General features: G+C 67.0%; 19 protein-coding genes and 1 riboswitch. Of the genes, 10 read left to right on the top strand and 9 right to left on the bottom strand.

Features of this window, described 5'->3' with window-relative positions; translation table 11 throughout:
* Window position 1 precedes the first annotated feature (1 nt).
* Window positions 2-742: an urea amidolyase associated protein UAAP1 gene (locus V6D91_RS06290; protein WP_347318794.1), complete on the bottom strand. Its 741-nt coding sequence runs from the start codon at window positions 740-742 to the stop codon at window positions 2-4.
* 286 nt (window positions 743-1028) lie between these two features.
* Window positions 1029-1130: riboswitch (guanidine-I (ykkC/yxkD leader) on the top strand.
* 102 nt (window positions 1131-1232) lie between these two features.
* Here V6D91_RS06290 and V6D91_RS06285 point away from each other — a divergent pair.
* The 5 genes from V6D91_RS06285 to glnT are packed head-to-tail and all read left to right on the top strand — an operon-like array spanning window position 1233 to window position 6099.
* Window positions 1233-2324 carry a putative urea ABC transporter substrate-binding protein gene (locus V6D91_RS06285; RefSeq protein ID WP_347318792.1) on the top strand — a complete coding sequence of 364 codons (1092 nt, stop codon included), beginning with the start codon at window positions 1233-1235 and terminating at the stop codon, window positions 2322-2324.
* A 1-nt stretch (window position 2325) separates the two neighbouring features.
* Entirely contained in the window at window positions 2326-3147 is an 822-nt protein-coding gene (locus V6D91_RS06280) for an ABC transporter permease subunit (RefSeq protein ID WP_347318789.1), read from the top strand.
* A complete protein-coding gene (locus tag V6D91_RS06275) occupies window positions 3144-3944 on the top strand; it encodes an ABC transporter ATP-binding protein (RefSeq protein WP_347318787.1) in 801 nt (266 codons plus the stop codon). The genes V6D91_RS06280 and V6D91_RS06275 overlap by 4 nt, the downstream gene beginning before the upstream one ends.
* Window positions 3919-4707 (top strand): creatininase family protein, encoded by a 789-nt coding sequence (locus V6D91_RS06270; protein ID WP_347318785.1) that lies wholly within the window; start codon window positions 3919-3921, stop codon window positions 4705-4707. The genes V6D91_RS06275 and V6D91_RS06270 overlap by 26 nt, the downstream gene beginning before the upstream one ends.
* A gap of 27 nt (window positions 4708-4734) precedes the next feature.
* A complete protein-coding gene (gene glnT / locus V6D91_RS06265; protein WP_347318783.1) occupies window positions 4735-6099 on the top strand; it encodes a type III glutamate--ammonia ligase in 1365 nt (454 codons plus the stop codon).
* Between the two features lie 60 nt (window positions 6100-6159).
* Here the strand turns inward: glnT and V6D91_RS06260 are convergent, their stop codons facing one another.
* From V6D91_RS06260 to V6D91_RS06240, 5 genes are all read right to left on the bottom strand, one after another.
* On the bottom strand, window positions 6160-7038 hold the full coding sequence (locus tag V6D91_RS06260) for a DMT family transporter (protein ID WP_347318782.1): 879 nt from the start codon (window positions 7036-7038) through the stop codon (window positions 6160-6162).
* A 33-nt stretch (window positions 7039-7071) separates the two neighbouring features.
* A complete protein-coding gene (locus V6D91_RS06255) occupies window positions 7072-7713 on the bottom strand; it encodes a hypothetical protein (protein ID WP_347318780.1) in 642 nt (213 codons plus the stop codon).
* Window positions 7710-8492 carry an N-acyl homoserine lactonase family protein gene (locus tag V6D91_RS06250; RefSeq protein WP_347318778.1) on the bottom strand — a complete coding sequence of 261 codons (783 nt, stop codon included), beginning with the start codon at window positions 8490-8492 and terminating at the stop codon, window positions 7710-7712. The genes V6D91_RS06255 and V6D91_RS06250 overlap by 4 nt, the downstream gene beginning before the upstream one ends.
* 137 nt (window positions 8493-8629) lie before the next feature.
* Complete coding sequence (locus tag V6D91_RS06245; RefSeq protein WP_347318777.1) at window positions 8630-10117, bottom strand: YifB family Mg chelatase-like AAA ATPase; 1488 nt, start codon at window positions 10115-10117, stop codon at window positions 8630-8632.
* A 108-nt stretch (window positions 10118-10225) separates the two neighbouring features.
* Entirely contained in the window at window positions 10226-10486 is a 261-nt protein-coding gene (locus V6D91_RS06240) for an accessory factor UbiK family protein (RefSeq protein WP_347318775.1), read from the bottom strand.
* 413 nt (window positions 10487-10899) lie between these two features.
* Here V6D91_RS06240 and V6D91_RS06235 point away from each other — a divergent pair, with 413 nt between their 5' ends.
* The 4 genes from V6D91_RS06235 to V6D91_RS06220 all read left to right on the top strand — a co-directional run bounded on the left by V6D91_RS06235 (window position 10900) and on the right by V6D91_RS06220 (window position 14813).
* Window positions 10900-11679: a TorF family putative porin gene (locus V6D91_RS06235; RefSeq protein WP_347318773.1), complete on the top strand. Its 780-nt coding sequence runs from the start codon at window positions 10900-10902 to the stop codon at window positions 11677-11679.
* Window positions 11680-11692: 13 nt separating this feature from the next.
* Window positions 11693-12031 carry a P-II family nitrogen regulator gene (locus V6D91_RS06230; RefSeq protein WP_347318771.1) on the top strand — a complete coding sequence of 113 codons (339 nt, stop codon included), beginning with the start codon at window positions 11693-11695 and terminating at the stop codon, window positions 12029-12031.
* A gap of 12 nt (window positions 12032-12043) precedes the next feature.
* Window positions 12044-13402, top strand: a complete 1359-nt coding sequence (locus V6D91_RS06225; protein WP_347318769.1) for an ammonium transporter — start codon at window positions 12044-12046, stop codon at window positions 13400-13402.
* Between the two features lie 220 nt (window positions 13403-13622).
* On the top strand, window positions 13623-14813 hold the full coding sequence (locus V6D91_RS06220; protein ID WP_347318767.1) for an ammonium transporter: 1191 nt from the start codon (window positions 13623-13625) through the stop codon (window positions 14811-14813).
* A 66-nt stretch (window positions 14814-14879) separates the two neighbouring features.
* Here V6D91_RS06220 and V6D91_RS06215 read toward each other — a convergent pair whose 3' ends face one another.
* From V6D91_RS06215 to V6D91_RS06205, 3 genes are all read right to left on the bottom strand, one after another.
* Entirely contained in the window at window positions 14880-15428 is a 549-nt protein-coding gene (locus tag V6D91_RS06215) for a DJ-1 family glyoxalase III (RefSeq protein WP_347318765.1), read from the bottom strand.
* A 10-nt stretch (window positions 15429-15438) separates the two neighbouring features.
* Window positions 15439-16764, bottom strand: a complete 1326-nt coding sequence (locus V6D91_RS06210) for a S41 family peptidase (protein ID WP_347318763.1) — start codon at window positions 16762-16764, stop codon at window positions 15439-15441.
* Window positions 16765-16852: 88 nt separating this feature from the next.
* Window positions 16853-18088, bottom strand: a complete 1236-nt coding sequence (locus V6D91_RS06205) for a peptidoglycan DD-metalloendopeptidase family protein (protein ID WP_347318760.1) — start codon at window positions 18086-18088, stop codon at window positions 16853-16855.
* A 48-nt stretch (window positions 18089-18136) separates the two neighbouring features.
* Here V6D91_RS06205 and V6D91_RS06200 point away from each other — a divergent pair, with 48 nt between their 5' ends.
* Entirely contained in the window at window positions 18137-18469 is a 333-nt protein-coding gene (locus V6D91_RS06200; protein WP_347318758.1) for a metalloregulator ArsR/SmtB family transcription factor, read from the top strand.
* Window positions 18470-18476 lie beyond the last annotated feature (7 nt).

Here is an 18476-nt window from a genome sequence, read left to right as displayed (position 1 = left end):
CTCACTCGGCGAAATAGCGTTCGGTGTTGATGAAGGCGCGCGCGTTTTCCGGCCGGAAGGTGCGGCAATAGTCATCCGCCGCGGCCAGCCCCGCGCGGTAGGCGGTCAGCAGGACCGGCCCCGGGGCGTATTCAGGCTTGGGGTCGAGCGGGTGCGGCGCGGCGGAGAGCACCACCAGCACATTCATGTCGAAACGCAGGTCCACCGTGGCGCCGGGGTAGGAGTGACCCGTGGCGAAGGACAGCTCGCCCTCCTCCCCCACGATCACGCGGCTGAAGAAGTTGACCCCGGGGACCAGGTCGCGCTTGCCCAGCCCCCACTTGCCGAGCTCGATCAGGAGCCCGTCGCGGCCGTTGCGGTACATGGCATTGCGCGCCACGCCGAACGGGCGCTCGCCGTACTTCTCACGGATCAGGGCGGCGTCGGACACCCCGCAGAAGGCATCGTGCCCCCCGACATCGTCGGCCACGATGGAGGCAAGCACGCGCCCCATGTCGGACATCAGCACATGCCCTCGGGTGAGCAGGGCGGTGTGCTGGGCCTTGAGCGTGTCCGCCATGTTGTAGCGCTCGAGGCGCTCGTCGAAGTTGTAGAACAGGGCCGAGAGATTGGCGCCGCCCTGAAGATCGGTCAGGCGCAGGGCCGTGCCGCGTCGCATGAGACCGGACCAGTGGTTGCCGCCGGGGACCAGCTCTTCCCACAGGATGGACTCAGGACGGGACATGTCCGCATGGGAGGTCATGGACAGTACTCCGTAATGAATGCAGGGGTTGTGTGTGCGCAGGCCAAGTCCCCGAACACCCGGCGCACACGTTCATCCTTGCACGTGGCGTGCCAGACACCGGGGGAGCGCCCCCGGCACGGCCTCCGACGAGTCCCTTCAACCGGAGCGCACCCCCGTGCGCACAACTTTGGTGCACTGCGCACCCAAATCGCCCCGCCTGGCCGCAGTCTGCCCCGTGCCCAAAGCCGTACTCCCCTGCCATGGTGCGGATTGCCTGTCCTGGCACGGCACTTGCGTTGTCTTAATCGGGCGCCTCTAGGGTTCCGGCTCCTTGCACGGGAGTGCTGGTCCGAGAGAGGCGGTCCGCCCTGGGGCGGATACACGGCGGGACAAAAGCCCGGGAGGTCACCCACGAGGAGTGAGCATGGAGCTTGCTATCCCCGAGGCGACTTCGTGTCCACTCCTCAAACAGCGCGATTTCAAACGCACGACACTGAGGAGCGGACCGATGCACAGATCTCTTCTTTCCAGGGTTCTCAAGCCGCTGGTCATGGCCACGGCACTCACGACTGGCCTTGCCATGAGCAGCCCCGCCGCCCTTGCCGCCGAAAAGAGCGAGTTCAAGATCGGCTGGAGCATCTATGTGGGCTGGATGCCGTGGGACTACATGTCCAAGAGCGGCATCATGAAAAAGTGGGCCGACAAGTACGGCATCAAGGTCGACGTCGTCCAGATCAACGACTACATCGAGTCCATCAACCAGTTCACCGCCGGCCAGTTCGACGGCTGCACCATGACCAACATGGATGCACTGACCATTCCCGCCGCCAGCGGGGTGGACAGCACCGCCCTGATCATCGGCGATTTCTCCAATGGCAACGACGGCATCGTGCTCAAGGGCACGGGCAAGAAGCTCGCTGACATCAAGGGCCAGAAGGTCAACCTGGTCGAGCTGTCCGTGTCCCACTACCTGCTCGCGCGGGCGCTGGAGACGGTCAAGCTCAAGGAAAAGGACATCAAGGTGGTCAACACCTCGGATGCCGACATCATCGCCGCCTACGGCACCCCGAACGTAACGGCGGTGGTGACCTGGAACCCACAACTCTCCGCGATCAAGGCGATGCCGGGCGCCTCCCTGGTGTTCGACTCCAGCCAGATCCCGGGCGAGATCCTCGACCTGCTGGTGGTCAACACGAAGACGCTGCAGGACAACCCCAAGCTGGGCAAGGCCCTGGTGGGCGCGTGGTACGAGACCATGGCCGTCATGTCCCGCGATGACGCGGCAGGCAAGGCCGCACGCGGGGCGATGGCCAATGCCTCCGGCACCGACCTCGCCGGCTTCGATGCTCAGCTCAAGACCACCCGGATGTTCTACACCCCGGGCGAGGCGGTCACTTTCAGCAAGAGCGCTGATCTGGTGAAGACCATGGATCTCGTGCGCACCTTCTCCTTCAGCCACGGCCTGCTTGGCCAGGGCGCGAAGAGCGCGGACGCGGTCGGCATGGCCTTCCCGGGCGGCAAGACCCTGGGCGATGCGAAGAACGTCAAGCTGCGCTTCGATGCCGACTACATGAACATGGCCGCTGAAGGAAAGCTCTGACATGCGCCTGCTCAATCGGACCCCGAGCCTGGGGCGCGCCATCCTGCTGGGCGCGCTGCCTTTCCTGGCGGTGATCGTCCTCTATCTGGTCGCCTCCGACCTGCGTCTAGAGGCGAACCCGAACGACAAGCTCCTGCCATCCCTCGCAAGCTTCGCCGAGGCGATCCAGGGCTTTGCCCTGGAGCCGGACAAGCGCACCGGGGAGTACCAGCTCTGGGCCGATACCACCGCCAGCCTCACCCGCCTGGGTCTTGGGCTGGCCTTGAGCGCGCTGATCGGACTGGTGTTCGGCATCCTGACCGGGCTGATCCCCTACGCCCGCGCCACGCTCTCCCCCTTCATCGCCGCGCTCTCCCTCATCCCCCCCCTCGCCCTGCTGCCGGTGCTGTTCATCGTGTTTGGCCTCGGCGAGGTGGCCAAAGTGGTGCTGATCGTGATCGGCATTGCCCCCTTCATCATGCGCGACGTCGCGCTGCGGGTGGCCGAGCTGCCGCACGAGCTTTTGATCAAGGCCCAGACCCTCGGCGGCTCGACCTGGCAGATCGCCCTGCGGGTAATCCTGCCGCAGATGCTGCCGCGCCTGATCGACGCCTTGCGCCTCGCCCTGGGCGCCGCCTGGCTGTTCCTGATCGCGGCCGAGGCCATCGCCGCCGAGGACGGCCTCGGCTATCGCATCTTCCTGGTACGCCGCTATCTGGCGATGGACGTGATCCTGCCCTACGTGGCCTGGATCACCTTGCTGGCCTTCCTGATGGACCAGCTGCTGCGCCAGGCCTCGCGCCGCCTGTTCCCCTGGTACCACGTCGGGAGCGCCCGCACATGACCACCCTCTCGATCAAGCACCTGTGGAAGGAATACGGCGACCAGGTTGTGCTCGAGAACGTCAACCTGGAGGTGAAGGATCATGAGTTCATCACCATCGTCGGCGCCTCGGGCTGCGGCAAGACCACCTTCCTGCGCATGCTGCTCGGCATCGAGCAGCCCTCGCGCGGCACCTTCCTGATCGACGGCCAGCCGTTGCCCGCCGAGCCGGGGCCGGACCGCGGCATCGTGTTCCAGCGCTACTCGGTCTTCCCGCACCTGACCGTGCTCGAGAACGTGCTCCTCGGCCTGGAACTTGCGCAAGCGCCCCTCCTGGGACGCTTATTCGGCGCAAGGCGCAGGGCCGCCGCCGCAGAGGCGGAGGCGGTGCTGGAGGAGGTTGGGCTGTATGGCGCGCGCCACAAGTATCCGAGCGCCCTGTCCGGCGGCATGCAGCAGCGCCTGTCCATCGCCCAGGCGGTGATCAAGCGGCCCAAGGTGCTGCTGCTGGACGAGCCGTTCGGAGCGCTGGACCCGGGCATCAGCGCCGACATGCACCAGCTCATCCTGCGCCTGTGGGACGAGCACAAGATGAACATCTTCATGATCACCCACGACATCAAGGAAGGTTTCGAGCTGGGCACCCGCCTGCTGGTGTTCGACAAGGTGCGTCTCGACCCCCAGGCGCCGGGGGCCTACGGCGCCACCATCACCTACGACATCCCGCTCGGGGTGACCCACAAGAAGCTGTACACGGAGCTGGTCGAGACCACCAGCCGCACGGAGCGCTTCCATGACGAACTCGTACCCCCTGCCTGACGGCGCCCCCGTCCGCTGGGCGGAGCTGCGCTGGGAAGATATTGCCGCCTTGCCCCCCGCAGGCATCGACATGGCGATCCTTCCGGTCGGCGCCACCGAGCAGCACGGCCCCCACCTGCCGGTCGGCGTGGACACCCTCTCCGCCGTCGCAGTGGCCGAAGGCGCATCCACCCTGACCGGCATCCCGGTGCTGCCCGCCCTCTCCTATGGGTGTTCTCTCGGTCATTCCACCCAGTGGGCCGGCACCCTCTCCCTGCGCCCGGAAACGCTGTCCCGGATGGTCCTCGAGATTGCCGAGTGGGTGCATGCCGCTGGCTTCCGCCGCCTGCTGCTGCTCAACGGCCACGTGACCAACTGGGCACCGCTGCGCTGCGCACTGGAGAACATCCGTCACGACATCCCAACGATGCGCATCTCCCTGCGCTCGCTGTGGGACATCTCCACCGAGGTCCGCCGGCAGTACCACCAGGATGCGGAAAACTTCCACGCCAACTGCGCCGAGACCTCGCTGATGCTGGCGCTCCATCCGGAGCTGGTGCGGATGGACAAGGCCGTTGACGAACCCGACCGCTCGGCCGGCTGCTTCTTCAGCTACCGGGTCGACCAGGAATGCCTGCACGGCGTGGTCGGCCAGCCAAGCCGGGCCAGCGCTACCGAAGGCCGCGAGCTGCTAGAGCGCTGCGTCAGGTCGCTTGCCGCCCAGCTCGAAAAGGCCCTGCACGAGACCACGCCCCTCGAGATGTGGCACGACGCCCTGATTTAACCCCACCCCCGACCAGGAACCTCCACCATGGCCAAACACCCCCGCTCACCTGAAATCCAGGCCCTCCACAGCGCCCTCGAGAACGAAGGCGTGAAATATGCCCTCGCCAGCTTCGTCGACATCCACGGCGTGTCCAAGGCCAAGGCGGTGCCGCTCGCCCACATCGACCAGATGCTGCGCGGCTCCGAGCTGTACACCGGCGCGGCGCTGGACGGCGTGCCGCAGGCGATCAGCGACGAGGAGGTCTCCGCCCGCCCCGACCCGTCCTCCGCCACCGTGCTGCCGTGGAATCCCGAGGTCGTCTGGTTCGCCAGCGACCTCTACCATCAGGGCCAGCCCTTCGAGGCCTGTGCACGCGGCATCCTCAAGCGCCAGCTGGCAAAGGCGGCCGAGATGGGGTTCACCTTCAACCTCGGCGTGGAGACCGAGTTCTTCATCCTGCGCGAAGGCGAAGACGGCCGCCCCGTGCCAGCCAGCCCGCGCGACACCCTGGCCAAGCCCTGCTACGACGTGGAGGGCCTGCTCGACAGCTACCCGCTGGTGGACGAGCTTGTGCAGGCCATGAACAAACTCGGCTGGGACGTCTACTCCTTCGACCACGAGGATGCGAACGGCCAGTTCGAGACCGACTTCATGTATGCCAACGCGCTGACCACCGCCGACCGCGTCACCTTCTTCCGCATGATGGTGCGCGAGCTGGCCAAGAAGCACGGCTTCTTCGCCAGCTTCATGCCCAAACCCTTCGCCAACCGCACCGGATCCGGCGCGCACTACAACATGTCGCTGGCCGACCACGAGACCGGCGCCAACCTGTTCGAGGACGACCATGATCCGCGCGGCTGCGGCCTGTCGGCGCTCGGTTACCAGTTCACCGCCGGCATCCTGCGCCACGCCAGGGCCATCGCCGCCGTGATCGCCCCGACCGTCAACAGCTACAAACGACTGGTGCGCAAGGGCAGCATGTCCGGCTTCACCTGGGCACCGGTCTACGTCTGCTACGGCAACAACAACCGCACCAACATGATGCGCATCCCGCTCGGCGGCGGCCGGGTCGAATGTCGCGCGGCGGACATCTCCGGCAACTTCTACCTGGGCGCGGCGATGATGCTGGCTGCCGGGCTGGAAGGCATCCGCGAGGGGCTCGACCCCGGCGCACCGAACACCGAGAACATGTACCAGCTGCCGACCGCCGAGCTGAAGGCGCGCGGGATCGAGCTGCTGCCGCGCAACCTCGAGGAGGCCGTGGATGCCTTCGAAGCCGACCCGCTGTCCGAGGAGGTGATGGGGCCGCTGATGTTCCGCACCTATGCCGACTTCAAGCGCCAGGAATGGCTGGACTACCACAGCCACGTGTCCGACTGGGAGCGGAATCGCTACCTGCGCCTGTTCTGAGCAGGGCGAACGACAGGGACCTGAGGACGGGGCCACGAGCCCCGTTCTTTATTTCTTCGCTCAGCCTGCCACCGGCCGCTTCCCCTCGCGCCAACCCTCCAGCAGGGCCGCGCCAAGGATGAGCGCGCCGCCGGCCAGCTCCAGAGGGCTCATCCGCTCCCCGCCGAGCAGCATGGCGGACACCACCGCCACCACCAGTTCGAGGATGATGAGGATGGCCGCGCGTCCGGCCTCCATATGGGTCACCCCCCACTGCGTGCCAAGGGTGGCGAGCAGCACCCAGCCAAAGCCGAACAGCAGCACCCCGCCCCAGATCGCCGCGGGAGCCGCGGGCCAGTCCTGAACGCCGGCCTCCAGCCCTGCGGCGGCCATGGCCGCGCAGCCCAGGAACATGGCCGCAAGCTTGCTTCCCATCGGCAGCTGAGGCCGCGCGCGGAATACGATGTTGTTGCCGGCGAAGGCCAGGCCGCAGCTGATGGCCAGCAGGTCCAGCCAGGACACCTCACCCTGCAGGACCGCCGGTCCACCGAGGATCAGCAGCGCCCCGGTCAGGGCCAACACCACCCCGAGCAGGCGCGGCCGATCGATCACCTCGCCCAGGAACAGACGCCCGCCCAGCACGCCCCACACCGGGACGAGGTAGAACAGCACCATCACCCGCACCACCTCACCGAGGGCCATCCCTGTGGTGAAGGCGAAATTGGCGTAACCGCCGAGCAGGGCGATGCCCAGCAGGGTCAGCCCCTGACCGCGCCAGGCCGCTCGCTGCCGCCACAGGAGGGGCAGGAAGAGGAGGGCCAGGCCGCCATAGGCGACCAGGTTGAGCGACACGCCGTGCACGTCATACGCGGCGAAGTGCTTGAGCGGTATCCAGCTCAGCCCCCACAGGATGGCGGCCAGGAGCAGGGCGATGAGCGGGGCGCTCGTCGGCAAGGTCATACATCCGTCCTGTGCTGTGCTCGTTGAGGGCAATCATGCATGGGGCCGCCAGCGCATCCGCTGGCCCGTGCCCCGGTCGCAAAGGAGGCAATCCCCCAGCGCCGCCTTCGGCATGCTGATGTGGTAGCGATCGGCCAGCGAGGTCCCGACCAGGGCGGCCTCGCTCGAACGGAGGATGGTCCATGCGCCGCCCTCCTCCCCGCGCAGCCCGTAGCTGATCTCCCGGTGGAGCGATAGGCCCTCGTGGCGGAACAGGGCCCACATGAAATAGCGCCCGAGCATGACCCAGATCCCCCGGCCCGCCCCCTCGCCTTCCCAGACCAGGGCAAGGCTGTCCCCTCCGTGGGCCACGCGTTGCCACACCTCGCGGTAGGGCTGGTACACGCCGAACTCCTCCAGCAGGTCGCCCTCCCCGTGCATGGTGCCCACGTCCGGCCAGGGGGATGGCGGCGAGAGGTCCAGCCAGCGCTGCCAGGTCAGGACATCACCGTCCACCGTCAGCCTCCCGGCAAACCCTTCGCACGGGGCCTGCCGCCCCAGGGGCACGCGCAGGTCGACGTAGAGGGTTGGGGTCTGCAGCCAAAAGACCTCGGTCGAAGTGTCGCGCACCGCAGGGGTTTCAAGCAGCCGACGGTGCCAGAGGCCGACGAAGCGCTGAGGAACGCGCGGCGTCATGCGTACGGCTCCGGGAACGGCCGGCACGCACGGAAGAAGGCCATGTCGTGGTTGGGCCAGAGCTGCGCGCCCGCCTCGCGCGCCAAGGACTTGAGCTTGCGGATGCTCGCAAGGGCCAGGTCCTCGCGCTCCTGCCAGCACAGTCCGGGCGCCACCTCGTCCTCGATGTTCTCACGCAGGTCGGCGGCATCACCCGCCAGCAGGATGGGCGGCCCCTTGGGCAGCTCGACCAGCAGCGACATGTGGCCGGCGGTGTGGCCGGGCGACTCGATCGCGCGCACGCCCGGCAGCAGGTCGTACTCGCCCTGCGCGACGCGCCAACGGTAGTCGCCAGCGAAGTCCTCGGCGAAATAGGCCCCATCCGCGCCGGCGCGGGCAGCCTCCAGCTCGCGGGCATGCACATGGATCTCGCTGTGGCAGAACTCGCACAGCCCGCCGGCGTGGTCGAAGTGCAGATGGCCGACGAGCACCAGGTCGACATCCAGCGGCGTCAGGCCAAGGCGCGCCAGCCGGTTCGGCAGGCGCTGCTCCTCGGTCATTACCGGCGGGCCGAAGGGAAAGTCCAGCCCCTCGTAATGCCGCGCCCGCTGCACCGGATCAGCAATCTTGGCGTAGTCGCAGCCCACGTCGTAGAGGATGCGGCCGTTTGCGGTCTCGATCAGATAGGCGAGGATCGGCGCCTCAATCATGACGCCCTGGCCCCGCCCACGGGTCGACAGGCTCTTGTCGTAACGGTGGGTGCCGGTCAGCAATGGCCAGAAACGGTGCACCTGGGTCATGGTGCACCCCTCTGGCGCATGCAAGGGGTGAGATGGGGCATGGCTCGCTACTCCATGAAGGGTGGCCTCTCCTTCAAGCAAGAGCCGCGCCATGCGCCGCAGGCATTCAACCCGGAGGCCCCTTGGGCGATGCGGAGTCAGCCGAAGCCGTAGCGCGCCAGGTCGCGGTAGCCGATCGCCTCGGCCAGATGCTCGGCGCGGATCGACTCGCTGCCGGCCAGGTCGGCAATGGTGCGCGCCACGCGCAGCACCTTGTCGCGCCCGCGCACGGAGAGGCCGAGCCGCTCCATCGCCTGCTCCAGCAACTCGGCCTCCTTGACGCCGAGCCGGGCATGGCAAGCCAGCTCCGCTGCCCCCAGACGCGCATTCGGCCGGCCCGAGCGGGCCCGCTGCACCGCGCGGGCCTGCTCCACCCGCTGGCGCACCACCGCGCTCGGCTCGCCGTCCGGCGGAGTGTCCAGTCGCAGGTGTTCCCGCGCCACAGGGGGGACTTCGAGCTGGAGGTCGATGCGGTCGAGCAGCGGGCCGGACAGGCGCGCCCGGTAGCGGCGCCCGGCCTCCGGGTCGGAATCATCGCCCTTGGGGCTCGGGTTCATGGCCGCGATCAGTTGGAAGGCGGCCGGGAATTCGACCTGGCGCGCGGCGCGGGAGATGACGATGCGCCCGGTCTCCATGGGCTCGCGCAGCACCTCCAGCGCGCGCCGGTCGAACTCGGGCAGCTCGTCCAGGAACAGCACGCCGTGATGGGCGAGGGAGATCTCGCCCGGGCGCGGGCTCGAGCCGCCGCCGATCAGGGCGATGCCGGAGGCGGTGTGGTGCGGGGCGCGGAAGGGGCGCACGCCCCAGCGCGCCTCATCGAAGCCCTGGCTGCTGACCGACCAGATGGCGGCGCTCTCCAGGGCCTCCTCCTCCCCCATGGCGGGAAGGATGCCCGCCAGCCGGTGCGCCAGCATGCTCTTGCCCGCCCCGGGCGGACCGATCATCAGCAGGTTATGCCCGCCGGCGGCGGCGATCTCCAGCGCACGCCTGGCGCGGTGCTGACCACGCACGTCGCGCAGGTCGGGCACGGCCGGCACGCCGCCCCCTGAGCCCGGCGACGCCGGGCTCAGGGGCTCGGCCCCGAGCAGGTGGGCCACCACCTCGCGCAGATGCCCCGCACCGAAGATCTGCCCCCCCGACACCCGCGCAGCCTCGGCGACATTCCCATGCGGCAGGATCAGCGCGCGCCCGGCATCCCGCGCACGCATGGCCGCCGGGAGCACGCCGGGCACCGGGCGCAGTGCACCGCTGAGGGCCAGCTCCCCCAGGAATTCGTAGGGCGCGAAGCGATCCGGCGCGAGCTGCCCCGTGGCGGCCAGCAGACCGAGGGCCATGGCCAGGTCGAAGCGGCCGCCCTCCTTGGGCAGGTCGGCGGGCGCGAGGTTGACGGTGATGCGGCGCGGCGGCATTTCGTAGCCGCAGGTCAAGAGGGCGGCGCGCACCCGCTCGCGGCTTTCGCGCACCGCAGCCTCCGGCAGGCCGACCAGGGCGAAGCTGGGCAGTCCGTTGGCGACATGGGTCTCCACGCTGACCAGCGGGGCCTCGATACCGACCTGGGCACGGGCGTAGGTGATGGCCAAAGACATGGTGCCCCTCCTGGGCTCTTTTTGGGAAACGATGCAACCTTGATTGTGGCTCGTTCCCTCCCCCCTGGTGGGGGAGGGGAGAATCTCGTGCTCATCGTTTTCCCTAGCTTACTCCCGGTCGGCCCCGTGGGCCGCGGCCTCCAGCGCGGCCACGCGGTGCTCGAGCGCCTCGAGCCTGGCGCGGGTGCGCTCCAGCACGGCCTTCTGCACCTCGAATTCCTCGCGCGTGACCAGATCCATTTTCTCCAGCATCTGCTGCAATCCGAGGCGCGCGGTCTTTTCGAGGTCGGCGCGCAGCTCGGTCAGGCCGGCAGGCAGGGCCTCGCCCAGGCGGCGGGCGAAATCATCCAGTTGTTTAGGGTCGAGCATGGGGGCACCTCATTGTCTGACCGGACCAAGTCTAGCAGGGTGTTGAAAAAGGGCTTCCTGCCCTTTTTCAACTCGCCTCGTCGCGGCGCATGTCCGCGACGGGCTGCGAAGATCAATCACTTAACGTGATTGATCTTCGTGCAAGCCTTCCATGGCTTGCCTTAGCAGGCCGTTGAAACCCTTTTTTTCAACGGCCTGCTAGCCCAGGAGTCCGCTCGTGAACGCCTCTTAACTGGGCACCGCTGCGCACCATATTGGTGCACCACGCCTCCGCGCCCTTGGCAAGGGCCCAGACCATTCAACAAGACATTGATTTTCAAGCCAATATCAAATTGGCACTGCTCCTGCTAGAGACTTCCTGCGATCCTGCAACAACCGCCCCATACCAAGAGGATGCTTCCATGCACGTTTCCATGAAAAAAGTCACTGCCGGTGTTCTGATGACCCTGGGCCTCGCCGCCGCCCACGCCCCCGCCATGGCCGAGGAGGCCAAGTCCCCTTACACCCTGAGCGCCAACATCGGCCTGACCAGCGATTACCTCTTCCGCGGCATTTCGCAAACCCAGCACAAGCCGGCCATCCAGGGCGGTTTCGATTTCGCCCATGAAAGCGGCTTCTACGTGGGCACCTGGGGCTCCAACGTCGAATGGGTGAGTGCACTCGGCCTGAAAGAAAGCAACAGCATGGAGATTGACCTGTACGGTGGCTTTAAGGGCTCCATCACCAAGGATCTTGGCTTCGATGTAGGCGTAATCACCTATTACTATCCCGGTGATCGCACGGAGACGGCCCAGGCCGCCGGCCCGACGCCCGACACCACCGAGGTCTATGCCGGCCTCAGCTACGGGATCCTCACCGCCAAAGTCAACTACGTGGTGTCCGACCACTTCGTAGGCTGGGGCTCAGAAACCGACCTCTTCGCCAAGACCCGCGGCAGCTACTACGCCGACCTCTCCGCCACCTACGACCTGGGCGACGGCTGGGGCGTGATCGGCCATGTCGGCTACCAGAGCGTCAAGGACAACGACCTGGCGTCCTACACCGACTGGAAGGTGGGCGTGACCAAGGATGTCGGCTTTGGCGTCGTGACCCTGGCCTACTCGGACACCAATGCCGACAAGGCTGCCTACACTTGGGCAGGCAAGGATGTCGCGGACGGCCGCGTCTATCTGTCCTTCCTCAAGTCGTTCTGATCGGAGGGACGAGATGAAACTCATCACCGCCATCATCAAACCCTTCAAGCTCGACGAGGTTCGCGAGAGCCTCGCCGAGGTGGGGGTCCAGGGCCTGACCGTGTCCGAAGTGAAAGGCTTCGGCCGCCAGAAGGGTCACACCGAACTGTACCGCGGCGCGGAATACGTCGTGGACTTCCTGCCCAAGATCAAGCTGGACATGGTCGTGGACGATCCGCTGGTCGACACGGTGATCGAGGCCATCACCCGCGCGGCCAAGACCGGCAAGATCGGCGACGGCAAGATCTTCGTCTCCCCCATCGAGCAGGCCATCCGCATCCGTACCGGCGAGACCGGCCCTAGCGCACTGTAAGGAGGGCGCACGATGAATCCGATGCTTCTCAAATCGATGCTCATGCTCGGTACCCTCGCCACCGGGTCGCTGGCCCTGGCCGAAGAGGCCGCCCCCGCGGTCGAGGTGGTCACCGAGACGGTGACGGCCGCCGCCGAGGCGGCCCCCACCTTGGACTCCGGCGCCACCGCGTGGATGCTGACCTCCACCGTGCTGGTGCTGATGATGACCATCCCTGGCGTGGCGCTGTTTTATGGCGGCATGGTGCGCAAGAAGAACGTGCTCGGCACGCTGATGCAGAGCTTCGCCATCACCGGCCTCGTCGGTGTGCTGTGGATGCTGTTCGGCTACTCGCTGGCCTTCGACACCACCGGCATGGAGGAGGGGGTCACCAATCTCAACTCCTTCATCGGCACCCTGAACAAGGCCTTCCTCGCCGGGATCGGGAAGGACAGCCTGACCGGGGTCATCCCCGAATCCGTGTTCGTCGTCTTCCAGATGACCTTCGCCATCATCACCGCCGCGCTGATCACCGGTGCCGTGGCCGAGCGGATGAAGTTTTCCAGCCTCTTGGTGTTCATCACCGCCTGGCTGTTCCTGGTCTACGTGCCAATCGCCCACATGGTGTGGAGCGGCGTGGGCGGCTTCTTCTGGGACATGGGCGTGCTCGACTTCGCGGGCGGTACCGTGGTGCACATCAATGCCGGCGTGGCGGGACTGGTCGCCGCCATCATGCTGGGCAAGCGCCTGGGCTACGGCAAGGAGCCGATGGCACCGCACAACCTGGTGCTGACCCTGATCGGCGGTGCCCTGCTGTGGGTGGGCTGGTTCGGCTTCAACGCCGGCTCCGCCGTCGCCGCCGATGGCCGTGCCGGCATGGCGATGCTCGCCACCATGGTCGCCACCTCGGGTGCCGCGCTCGCCTGGATGTTTGCCGAGTGGCTGGCCAAGGGCAAGCCGAGCCTTTTGGGCATCGTCTCCGGCGCGGTGGCGGGCCTTGTGGCCGTCACCCCGGCCGCCGGCTTCGTCGGCCCGGTCGGCGCCCTGATCATCGGCCTGATCGGTGGGGTAGCGGCCTTCTGGGGAGCCACGAGCCTCAAGCGCATGCTCGGCTATGACGATTCGCTGGATGCCTTCGGCGTGCATGGCGTGGCCGGCATCGTCGGCGCCATCCTGACCGGCTTCTTCGCCGTCGAGTCCATCGGCGGCGTGGCCGGCGGCATGGGCCAGGTCATGACCCAGATTGTGGGTGTCGCCATCACCGTCGTCTACGTCGCGGTACTGACCTTCGTCATCCTCAAGGTGATCGACATGGTCATGGGCCTGCGCGTCAGCGAGGAGCAGGAACGCGAAGGCCTCGACACCGCCCTGCACGGCGAGCGCGTCGAGTAACCTCCCTACCCCACGGGCTCGAAAGCCCCGCAATGATGCAGGCGCCCCATTTGTGGGCGCCTTTTTTGTGCGCGCTATATTCTCAAGGCGTCCCCTTCGCGAATTCATTTCGCAACATGCCGATCTGAAAAAGCCCGGGAAGGCTTTTTCCGATCCTCCTTTGGGTGGCGCGCTTATTGCTTAAGCAGCCCCCTCGTTGTTTTTGTTCATGAGGTTGCCCATGACACCCACCGGTATGGACGTCTTTTTCCTGCTGATCGGCGCCGCGATGGTGCTGGCCATGCACGCAGGCTTCGCCTTCCTCGAGGTCGGCACCGTGCGGGAGAAAAACCAGGTCAACGCACTGATGAAGATCATGGGCGATTTCGCCGTGGCGACCCTCGCCTATTTCTTCATCGGCTACCCGCTGGCCTACGGCGTGGACTTCTGGCAGAGCGCGCAGGCGCTGTCCGCCGAGCACGGCTATGGCCTGGTCAAGTTCTTCTTCCTCTTGACCTTCGCCGCCGCCATCCCCGCCATTGTTTCCGGCGGCATTGCCGAGCGCGCACGCTTCTACCCTCAGCTTGGGGCGACCTTCATCCTCGTCGCCCTGTTCTATCCGCTGTTCGAAGGCATGATGTGGAATGGCGCGTACGGTGTGCAGGAGTGGCTTGCGGCGAGCTTCGGCGCCAAGTTCCATGACTTCGCAGGCTCGGTGGTGGTGCATGCCTTCGGTGGCTGGGTGGCGCTCGCCGCCGTGTTGCTGCTCGGTCCGCGCATGGGACGCTATGGTAAGAAGGGCGGCATGACTGCCCATCCGCCGTCGAGCATCCCCTTCCTTGCGCTCGGGGCCTGGACCCTGACCGTGGGGTGGTTCGGCTTCAACGTGATGTCCGCGCAGACCGTGGAGGCCGTCTCCGGCCTGGTCGCGCTCAACTCGCTGATGGCCATGGTGGGTGGCATCCTCGCGGCCTTGGTCGCGGGCAAGAACGACCCCGGCTTCGTCCACAACGGTCCGCTCGCGGGCCTGGTGGCCGTCTGCGCGGGCTCCGACCTGATGCACCCCCTCGGCGCACTGATGACCGGCGCCATCGCAGGCGGCCTGTTCGTGGCCCTGTTCACCATCACCCAGAACCGCTGGAAGATCGACGACGTGCTCGGCGTATGGCCACTGCATGGCCTGTGCGGGGCCTGGGGCGGCATCGCCGCCGGCATCTTCGGCCTGGAGGCGCTGGGCGGCACAGGCGGCGTCAGCCTGATGAGCCAGCTCATCGGGACCTTGCTCGGCATCGCCCTCGCCCTGCTCGGCGGCCTTGCGGTCTATGGCACGCTGAAGAAGATGGTCGGCCTGCGGCTGGACCAGGAACAGGAATACGAGGGGGCAGATCTTGCCATCCACAAGATCAGCGCCACCCCCCCGACCAACCGCTGACCGCCCTGCCGAAAACGACAACGCCCCGCATCGTGCGGGGCGTTGTGTTTCAGACGCAGGCCGGGGTCAGCGAACCAGTCCGGCCTCCACCTCGTCGCGCTTGGCGCGCCCCATGAGCTGCTCGACCAACGCCAGGGCGAAGTCCATGGCCGTTCCGGGACCACGCGAGGTGATGATGCGGTCATCCAGCTCGATCGCGGCGGAGCTGTCCGTCATGCCGGCCAGCTCCTCGGCGTTCAGGGCGCCGGGATAATGGGTCGCCCGACGCCCATGCAGCAGGCCGACATGGGCCAGCACCTTGGGCGCGGCACAGATCGCCCCGACCAGCCGCCCCTCGGCATGGGTGCGCTGCAGGATGTGCAGCACCCGCGGGTCGTCGCGCAGGTTGTCCGCCCCCGGCAGGCCGCCGGGCAGCACCACCAGGTCGAAGTCCTCATGCAGCACCTGGTCGAGGCTCGTATCCGGCACGAGGACCGTGCCACGCGCCGCCCGTACCGGCCCCGGCTGCAGCCCGGCGGTCAGCACCTCGATCCCGGCGCGGCGCAGGATGTTGGTGATGGAGATGGCCTCCAGCTCCTCGAAGCCGGGGGCGAGGGGTACCAGGACGCGTGGCATGGCGACCTCCTTAGCGGGTGCCGAGAATGACCATGCCCTTGAGCATGTTCAGGGCCTCAAACAGGGCGAAGTCGCTCTGCGCCAGCGGCTTGCCGTCCTCGCCGTTGACCACGTCGGCGGGCTTCGCCGCGCCGTTGCCCGGCCGGTTGCCGTTGTCGAGATGGCGGGAAAGATCGGCCTCCTTGAGGCGATGATCATCCATCTCGACCTTGTCGACCGTGATCTGCGGCAGGAGGATATCCGGGACGATGCCCTCGGCCTGGATCGAGCGGCCGGACGGGGTGTAATAACGGGAGGTGGTGAGCTTCACCGCGCCACCGTTGGCCAGCTCCTGGATGCTCTGCACCGAGCCTTTGCCGAAGGTCTTGCTGCCCATGATGATCGCGCGCTTGTGGTCCTGCAGGGCCCCGGCAACGATCTCGGAGGCCGAGGCCGAACCGCCGTTGACCAGTACCACCATTGGCGCGCCATTGAGCAGGTCGCCCGGATGCGCGCTGTAGCGCAGCTTGGCGTCCTTCACCCGACCATCGGTGTACACCACCAGGCCGTCATCCAGGAAGGCATCGGCCACGCTCACCGAGGCCTGCAGCACGCCGCCCGGGTTGTTGCGCAGGTCCAGCACCAGCCCCTTGAGCTTGCCACCCGCCTGCTTCTGCAGATCCTCGAGCACCTGACGCAGCTGCTCACCGGTCTGCGACTGGAACTGGGTGATGCGCACATAAGCGTAGCCTGGCTCAAGCATGCGGCTCTTGACGCTCTTGACCCGGATCACGGCGCGCTCGAGGGTGAGCTCCAGCGGCTTTTCCAGGCCCTTGCGCACCACCGTCAGCTTGATCTTGGTGCCCGGCTCGCCGCGCATCAGCTTGACCGCATCGTTCAGGCTCATCCCCTGCACCGGCTTGTCGTCCAGGCGGATGATCAAATCGCCCGCCTGCAGGCCGGCACGCTGGGCCGGGGTGTCGTCGATGGGCGCGATGACCTTGACGAAGCCATCCTCCATGCCAACCTCGATCCCGAGACCGCCGAAGGTGCCGCTGGTCCCCGCCTGCAGCTCCTTGAATTCCTCGGGGTCGAGGTAGGTGGAGTGGGGATCCAGGCCGGCGAGCATGCCGCGGATGGCATGGGTCAGCAGGGTCTTGTCGTCCACCGACTCGACATAGTCCGCCTTGATGCGCGCGTAGACATCCGTGAAGGTACGCAGCTCGTTGATCGGCAGGGACTCGACCGCGGCGGCCGGGGCCTCGCGCTCCGCCAGCACGCCTGCGCCGAAGGTCAACCCGAAGCCGAGGGCGACACCGGTCACCACCAGGGCCGCGGCACGCATACGCTGTTGCATGGAATTCACTCCTCATGGGCGCGGGCCATGCCCGCGCGAAAAACCTGTTGCCGAGAGTCTATCAGCGGCGGCTAAACCTGTCCCGACCCTACCCGCCCTTCATGGCGGCCCAGCGGGCGGGGTTGATCGGCTGACCGCCATGCCGGACCTCGAAATACAGCCCCGTCTGGCGTGCTCCACCGCTGCGGCCCGCCGCACCGATCACCTCGCCTCGCCGCACGCTCGCGCCCACCGGTTTGTAGATCGCCTCGTTGTGCGCGTAGAGGCTCAGGTACCCCCCCGCATGCTGCAGGATGACCAATTGGCCATAGCCACGCATCCAGTCGGCAAACACGACCCGGCCATCGGCGACCGCACGCACCGGCGTCCCCTCCGCCGCGGCGTAAAAATGACCGTCGGAACGCAACTCCCCCAGCCCGGTCGGGTCGCCATACTTGCGCGCCAGGCGCCCAGCCACCGGAATGCCTCCCGCCACGCCCACCGGGACCGGAGCTTGCTCGCCCCTGGGTGCCGCCGCCTCCACGTTGTCCGTGGCCTGCCTGCGCATCGAAGGCGGCTGAGCGCTGGGCGGAGGGGGGGGAGGTGGCTGCTTTGCCGCCTCTTCCAGCTTTCGTACCAGCCGCGCGAGATCGCGCTGATCGCTCCTGATCTGCTCAACCCTTGCCTCGCCCGCCTTCATGCGGGCCTCCAGGGTTTCGATGGCCTGAGACTGCTTCTGCCGAAGCTCGTCAAGACGCTGCTGCTCCTCGCGCGCCGAACGCTCCAGCGCGATTAGATGGGCCAACCCGCTCTCGAGTTCAGCCACGACGCGCGCACTCTCGTCCAGATCCGCGCGCAGGCCAGACAAAGTTCGGGCATGGCGGTCGCGCAACACCGCGAGATACCCCTCCATCCGCATCTTGTCGGCACGCCCCCCGGGGCTCAGCATCCCCTGCAGGGTCGAGTCCGGCCCCAGGGCATACAGTGCGCGCACGCTCGCGGCCAGCCCCTCCCGGCCGCGTGCGATCGAGCCTTCCAGCGCCGCCTGGCGGGCGCGCAATGCCTCGAGGTCGGCCTGCTGCGCAAGCAGCGCCTCGCGCGCCTCGTGCAGGGCCCGGGCCGCGCCGGCCTGCTGGTTCTCAAGGTTGCGCAGGGCCCGCTCCTCGTTGTTGCGCAGCGCGCTCAGGCTGTTCAGTTCGGACCGTGCGGACTCGAGGGCCTTCTGCAACTCCTTGAGTTCCTTGGCCTTCTGCGCGGCATCATCCGCCTCGGCCGAAGCCGCGAAGCCCCCCACAAGGACGAGCACGACGAGCACATGGGCAGTTCGCGGGAAAAGGTTTACCATTTATCACAATATTCTGATTTAACCTGTGGCCACGCCAGGAACATAACCATGGTGCATGACGATACCGATATCTGCGCCCCGCGCCTGATGACCCGCATGGAAGACATCGACCGCGCCTCGCGCTCCCTCAAGGCCATGTCTCACCCCCTGCGGCTCAAGATACTGTGCGTGCTGGGTGACCGCGAGGTCAGCGTGCAGGACATCGTCGATGCCGTCGGCACCACGCAGAGCAACATCTCCCAGCATCTTGCCATCCTGCGCGACAAGGGCATCCTCGCCTCGCGCAAGGACGCCAACCGGGTATACTACCGCGTCAGTGACGCGCGCACCCTGCGCCTGATCGGCATGATGCAGGAAGTGTTCTGTCCCCATTCCTCCTGAACCTCTT

The sequence above is a fragment of the Thiofaba sp. EF100 genome (genome assembly GCF_039822285.1).
Taxonomy (GTDB): domain Bacteria; phylum Pseudomonadota; class Gammaproteobacteria; order Halothiobacillales; family Halothiobacillaceae; genus Thiofaba.
Note: the sequence above shows the minus strand (reverse complement) of the source record. Positions and strands in the feature narration are given on the sequence as shown.